8 protein-coding genes are annotated in these 6576 nt (G+C 48.2%); 7 read left to right on the top strand and 1 reads right to left on the bottom strand.

The features are described from left to right. Positions 1-2 precede the first annotated feature (2 nt). From xthA to AC6F7T_RS13820, 7 genes are all read left to right on the top strand, one after another. The gene (gene xthA / locus AC6F7T_RS13790; RefSeq protein WP_500719775.1) at positions 3-845 is read left to right on the top strand and encodes an exodeoxyribonuclease III; all 843 of its coding nucleotides are present in this window, start codon (positions 3-5) and stop codon (positions 843-845) included. Between the two features lie 226 nt (positions 846-1071). Then, positions 1072-1422, top strand: coding sequence for a helix-turn-helix domain-containing protein (locus tag AC6F7T_RS13795; RefSeq protein WP_500719776.1), 351 nt, complete (start codon positions 1072-1074; stop codon positions 1420-1422). Beyond that, positions 1419-2729, top strand: a complete 1311-nt coding sequence (locus tag AC6F7T_RS13800) for a HipA domain-containing protein (RefSeq protein ID WP_500719778.1) — start codon at positions 1419-1421, stop codon at positions 2727-2729. The genes AC6F7T_RS13795 and AC6F7T_RS13800 overlap by 4 nt, the downstream gene beginning before the upstream one ends. A 197-nt stretch (positions 2730-2926) precedes the next feature. Beyond that, on the top strand, positions 2927-3172 hold the full coding sequence (locus AC6F7T_RS13805; protein ID WP_500719779.1) for a hypothetical protein: 246 nt from the start codon (positions 2927-2929) through the stop codon (positions 3170-3172). Between the two features lie 217 nt (positions 3173-3389). Further along, positions 3390-3659, top strand: coding sequence for an ATP-binding protein (locus tag AC6F7T_RS13810; RefSeq protein ID WP_500719781.1), 270 nt, complete (start codon positions 3390-3392; stop codon positions 3657-3659). A gap of 214 nt (positions 3660-3873) precedes the next feature. Beyond that, on the top strand, positions 3874-4350 hold the full coding sequence (locus AC6F7T_RS13815) for a DUF3015 family protein (protein ID WP_500719783.1): 477 nt from the start codon (positions 3874-3876) through the stop codon (positions 4348-4350). Positions 4351-4367: 17 nt separating this feature from the next. Then, on the top strand, positions 4368-6269 hold the full coding sequence (locus AC6F7T_RS13820) for a lipoprotein N-acyltransferase Lnb domain-containing protein (protein WP_500719784.1): 1902 nt from the start codon (positions 4368-4370) through the stop codon (positions 6267-6269). Positions 6270-6284: 15 nt separating this feature from the next. On the opposite strand, the gene AC6F7T_RS13825 is transcribed toward AC6F7T_RS13820, so the two are convergent. Then, a partial coding sequence (locus tag AC6F7T_RS13825) for a hypothetical protein (protein WP_500719786.1) occupies positions 6285-6576 on the bottom strand: 292 nt, incomplete at its 5' end.

Raw genomic sequence — 6576 nt, forward strand, 5'->3', positions numbered from 1 at the left:
TCTTGAAAATCATCTCATTTAACATCAACGGCTTACGGGCACGTTACCATCAGTTGCAGGCGCTGGTTGAAAAGCATGATCCTGATATTATCGGCCTGCAGGAAACCAAGGTGCATGATAGTGAATTCCCTCACGAGACCTTGGCAACGCTGGGCTATCATATTGTCCATCATGGCCAGAAGGCGCATTACGGTGTTGCCACCCTGTCCCGACTGGAACCACTAACGGTGGTAAAGGGATATCCCAATGAAGATTCGGAACATCAACGGCGAACCCTGATCACCGCTTACCGGCTGGCCGATGGCACCACCGTAAAAGTGGTTAATGGCTACTTCCCGCAAGGGGAAAGTCGCCATCATCCGTTGAAATTCCCCCATAAACGCGATTATTACCAAAATCTGCATAATTGGTTGACCAATGAAGCTGACCCGGAAGATCAGTTGGTGGTTCTCGGGGATTTGAATGTGGCGCCGACAGATGCAGATATCGGTATTGGCGAAGAAAATACCAAGCGCTGGCTGCGAACTGGCAAGTGCTGTTTTCTGCCGGAAGAGCGTGGCTGGTATGAAAAACTTTACCGCTGGGGTTTGCAGGATACCTGGCGGACATTGAACCCGAATGTGAGCGATCAATTCAGTTGGTTTGATTATCGTTCCCGCGGCTTTGAAGCCGATCCCAGACGGGGCTTAAGGATCGATATGATTCTGGCTACCAGCAAGTTGCAGCAACGTTGTATTGGTGCCGGCATCGACTACGAGCTGCGGGCCATGGAAAAACCCTCGGATCATTGCCCGGTCTGGGCCGAATTTGCGTTGTCGACAGAAGTTGAACAGCACAAAGAATAAGTTTCTGTCCGGAAACGGCTCTTTTCCGTCATACCGACCTCCTTCCGTGTACCCATTATGTTCCGGTGAAATGTTCTGATTTATCGTCAAATTCGGCGATAAAAAAACGAATACTCTAACTATCCGCCAGAAATGACGACTTTCTGAATATGTTATTTATGTTTTTATTCGTAAATTGTGGCGAATTGAAATATAATTTTCGGGACTATTCGCCAAAGGAGTCGAAATGAGCATCGAATCTCATATGACTGACAAGACCATTTTGGCGGACCTTGGCCATCGTCTGGGCCGCCACCGCGTGGAACTGGAATTGACCCAGGCTGACTTGGCCGGGGAGGCCGGGGTCTCCAAGCGCACGGTGGAGCGGGTCGAGGCCGGGGAGTCGGTGCAGACGGTCAACCTGATCCGCATCCTGCGGGTGATGGACCTGCTCGAAGCTCTTGATGCGGCGATCCCGGAGACCGGGCCACGCCCGATGGACCTGCTGAAGCTGCGGGGGAAAGAACGCCGGCGGGCCTCGTCGAAGAAGCGCAGCAAGGGGTCGGGGGACGCGTGGTCCTGGGGGGATGAGACATGAGTACGGTCGCCAAGGTTCAGCTCTGGGGGCGCACCATCGGGGCGGTAGCGGTGGAGGAGGGTGCCGAGGTCGCCTCCTTCGAATACGATCCGACATTTATACGCAGCGGCATTGAGATCGCACCGCTGACCATGCCCCTGGCGCGGCGTGTATACTCCTTTCCTGCACTGGCGCGGGAAACCTTCCACGGTCTGCCCGGGCTGCTCGCTGACTCACTTCCCGACCGCTTCGGAAATGTCCTGATCAATGCCTGGCTGGCCACGCAGGGGCGCAGCCCCGAGTCCTTCAATGCCGTGGAGCGGCTGTGCTATACCGGGATGCGTGGCATGGGGGCGCTGGAATATTCTCCGGTGCTGGGGCCTCACAATGCTCGTCAGTCCAAACCGGTCGAGATCGACAAACTGGTTGAACTCGCTTCCGAGGTCCTCGCGCATCGCAACAACCTGCGGGCCTCCTTCTGCGACGACGGAAGTCGGGAGGAGGCACTGCGGGACATCCTGCGGGTCGGCACTTCGGCAGGGGGAGCACGGGCCAAGGCAATCATCGCCTGGAACCCGGTGACCAACGAGGTGCGTTCCGGGCAGATCAAGGCTGATCCGGGTTTTGCGCACTGGCTGCTCAAATTTGACGGTGTCTCCGGCAACAAAGACAAGGAAATGGAGGATCCTAGGGGCTACGGCGCCATCGAATACGCCTATTACCGGATGGCAACGGCGGCCGGTATCACCATGAGTCCCTGCCGGTTGTTGGAAGAAAACGGCAGGCGTCATTTCATGACGAAGCGCTTTGATCGGCAGGAAGATGGCGGCAAACTGCACATGCAGTCCCTCGGAGCCCTGGCCCACTTCGATTACAATCTTGCCGGAGCCTACGCTTACGAACAGGCCTTGCTTGTCATCCGTCAACTGGGATTGCCGATGAGCACCATTGAGGAGCAGTTCCGGCGGATGACCTTCAATATCGTTGCCCGCAACCAGGACGATCATGTCAAGAACATCGCTTTTCTGATGGACAAGGCGGGGCATTGGTCCCTCGCTCCGGCATTTGACGTGACCTACAGTTTTCACCCGAGCGGCAAATGGACCTCGCAACATCAGATGACCCTGAACGGCAAGCGCGCCGGCTTCACGCTGGATGATTTCCGGGCCTGTGGCGAGGGGGTAGCGATGATGCGCGGTCGCGCCGAAGCGATCCTTGATGAGGTGCGAAAGGTGGTCTCCCGCTGGCCGCAGTACGCCGAGGAGGCCGGGGTCGCGGCCGAATGGCGGGACAAGATCACCCGCACGCTGCGTTTGGAGAAATTCTAGCCGGCGTACACATAACCGGCCAGGTTAAAAAAGGAAAAATCATGGTATCTGTTCAGCACCGGGTCGGGAATCCCATGTCAAGGGACGCTTTTCGTCATCCATGACCGCTTGTTGTCGCCGTCCATGGCGACAAAAACCCTTGCCACAGGATCCAAAGGCCCTGTTCAAGGATAGAGCTGAATCGTTACGAAGAAACATTGCTTGGGATCGCCGAGGGTATTGATCTTAATGTCCTGGATCAGCAACGACAGCAGCTTGATCCCAATGAACTCCCGGGCCGGATTGCCGGTTTGAGTCGGCAGCTACAAGAGGAACTGGAACCACAGATCAAATTACTGTCCGAGATGAAGGGGGTGGCCTGCAACGAGCTGCAAAAAATGGATGGCAGCGGCGCTGGAAAGTGCTGCACAGGCGGCCTTGGCAAAGGTGCGGCGGCTGGTTGAGCGCTATTTACGTATTCGTTTGGGCAGCCAGTTGCTGAAAAGGGAAATTGAACGCTATCGCCAGGAGAACCAGGATCCGATTTTATAGACCGCGTCCCGCTATTTCTCCGCGCTGACCCTCGGCGCATTCCCGGGCCTGCGTGCGGATCTGGATGACAGCGGCAATCCGATTCTGGTCGGCGTATGTCCTGATGGCAGTACCAGGAGGGTCGAGGGGATGAGTTCCGGCACCCGCGATCAACTGTATCTGGCGTTGCGCCTGGCGAACCTGGAGTGGCGCCTGGAAAAGCACGGATCGATGCCCTTTATTGCCGATGACATCCTGGTGAACTTCGATGACGTGCGTTCTGCGGCAACATTGAAGGCGCTTGCTGAATTGGCGAAAAAGAATCAGGTCACCCTCTTTACCCATCATCGACAGATTGTTGAAACAGTGGAAAGCCTTGACCAGGACGGACATGTGCGGGTTCATTCCCTGTTAAATTGATTTCAGGGATCTCTCTTCTGTCTCGACGAATCCGGGACTTTACTCCTTAAGCCAGAGCGAGCTGTTTTGTTTACTGGATTGTTCTGTTGCAATGCATTTTACGGTTGTTAATCTTTTGTAGTGGAAGTATAAAATCGAGAAGGGGGCTACGGATAAGCCGTTCAGCTATAATTCCCTTGTTTCTGAGTCCGTTTTTTCAAAAATAGGAGGAAGTATGAAGAAGTTCTTTACAATCCTGGCCGTTATTGGACTTGTCTTCGGTATGGCACCAAACCTTTTTGCTAATGAAGCCAAGGATATTCAGGGGATTTATGAAGAATGTGGCTTAGGTGGTCTTTTGTTTCCAAGTTGGCCACTTGGTGCCAGTGTCAGTAACTTTACCTGGGATCTTGGAACAACCGCAGCTACGTCCGGTTTGACTACCCCGGGCGCTTGTGCTGGTGGAAAAGCTAAGCTAGCTGCTTATATTTATGAGTCCTATGATTCAATTGAAAAAGATTTAGCAAAAGGAGAAGGCAGATATCTTGACAGTCTCATCCTTCTTTCTGAAAAAAGTACAGTTGAAAAAGATCAATTTATTAGCTATCTAAGAAACGAGCTTCGTAAAATGGTTGAACAGGATAGCTACTCATCGCTGACACGTCTTGAAAAGTCTAAAATGGTATTTTCAATAATTGAAAATCACGTATAAGTTTTTAAGGTAAAAAAATGATTAAAAGGGGCAATTCTTTTCTTATTAAAGTTTTGCCCCTTTTAATTTTTTTAAATCTCTCCTTTTCAGATTGTTTAGCAAAAGATACTAGCTATTACCTTGAAAAGGCTGATTCGCTTAGTCTTGCTGATGACCCTTTTTGGAAAAAATTACTTCATTTTAAATCAGGCCGTAGCCAAATTCTTGATAGTGACTTTTTCTTGTCTCAATATGGTAGCACGGATCTCAGGCTAGAGCTTGAAGCTACCATTAATGCATATTTTGCTCGCAACGATACGATAGAAAAAAAATCGGTTGATACTGATATTCTTTGCACCTTCCCCGCCCGCTACACATGGCTGAATGATAAACTACAGCTGCCTGATTTTTCGATTGATGATGGCAACTGTCCAACTTTGATTAGATGGGCAAAATTGGACGAGATAGACTCTGTCAGTCTTCTCTATGTTGGCAGCTATCTGGGTAACCCCGCATCTTCTTTCGGCCATGTTCTTCTCAACCTGAAGGTCGAAGGGCAGGAGGGGTTGGAAGGGCTTCTGGACACATCCATCAGTTATGGTGCGACAGTACCAATTAACGAAAATATTGCTGTCTATGTACTCAAGGGCCTATTTGGAGGCTACTATTCATCCTTTACTGACAAATATTATTATGCGCACGACCAAGTTTACTCCAATCGTGAAGCGCGCGATATGTGGGAATACAGACTGATTCTTGATGATAAAAGAAAAAAATTGCTCATCTATCACATAGCTGAATTACTAACAAAACGTAACCGCTACTTTTTTTTAAGTGCCAATTGTGCTCAAAGAGTCGCTGTTCTTTTAGATATATTCATTCCGGAAAACGTTTATCCTATAAATTATCCTGTTTATTTGCCTGAAGAATTGATTCATCGTTTACAACATCTTGATAAGAAAAGGAGGTTGAATGGTGAAGTTGGCCTTATAGAAACAGTCACTTTTATCCCTTCTGCTCGTAGGGAGTTATACTATAAAATTCATCAACTTACAGAAGATGAAAAAATTGCCTATGATTATGTCAGAAAAGATCTCGGTAATAGTTTCTCTTCGCTCGATAAATTGAATACAGAAAGTCAGATTCGAATATTAAATGCTCTCCTGTCCTATCGTTATTACATATTGATTTCAAAAGAAGAATCTGCCTCAAACTATAAATTAATAGAATTCAAAAATAGAATACTTCTTAAAAGGCTTCAACTACCAGTCCAACAATATGAGCATCCAAACATTAAAGAAATTCCTTCGCCCCTCCAAATTTCTCCACCGTCAGCATTCAGTTTTGGGGTGTTAAAAGCTGACAGAAAAAAGCTTTTTTACACATTTGGTCTTTCTGTTTACCGCAAAGAATCCGTCGGTTTAAATGCATTAGAATTCAACGAACTTGTTGCGCTAAACCTCAATCTAGGAGTAAAGGATGAATCAAATAAATTGTTTATAGACTCGTTTGATTTACTTCGTGTCAGGGATTTTAAAACAATTTTTATTAAAAATGAAAATGAACGCCCATTTTCTTGGCGATTTAGAGCTGGTGTAGACAGAATTTCATCACGAAATTATGATGGTGTGCTGGATGGGGGAATTGGTTTTGTAAACAAACCGTCTAGTTTTGGCATTGTTTACGGGTTTATAAATTTATCGTTACATACTCAGAAACATCATTTAAGAGCTGGTCCATTAATTGGTGCTGTATTCGGAAATGATAAAATAAAGTTTCAGACAGATGGAGGATTTAACTACATCATTAAAAGTTCCAGTTGGAAGAGGTTATTGAAAACAAAACTCCAATACCAGTTCAACAAAGAAATAGCACTGCAATTAATCTATGAAAAATTATCAAGAGAGAGATCTGGAATAACAGTCATATATTGTTGGTAAGATTGGAAAATTGAATTACTTGTAAATAAAGATTTGAGATCTTTCCTGTTTTTTTCTAATAATTTCTCGTTCAGTGTCTGACAAAATGATTTTCAATCTTGTAGCCGCAGTGAGCGTGCATGACTCTGCCAACAGCGAAGAGCACAGTTCGCAGGGAGCATGAACACCACCCACCACCACCCTTGCCGCTGACAACTCTTTGACTGTGGTCGCCAGCTTGAGCACTGTCTGCGCCTCACAAGTCACGGCGGTGAACCCGACCAGATCCGGCGCAAAAGCCTTCAACGCAGACTCCAGCGCCTCCGGC

This window comes from Pelovirga sp. (genome assembly GCF_059864205.1).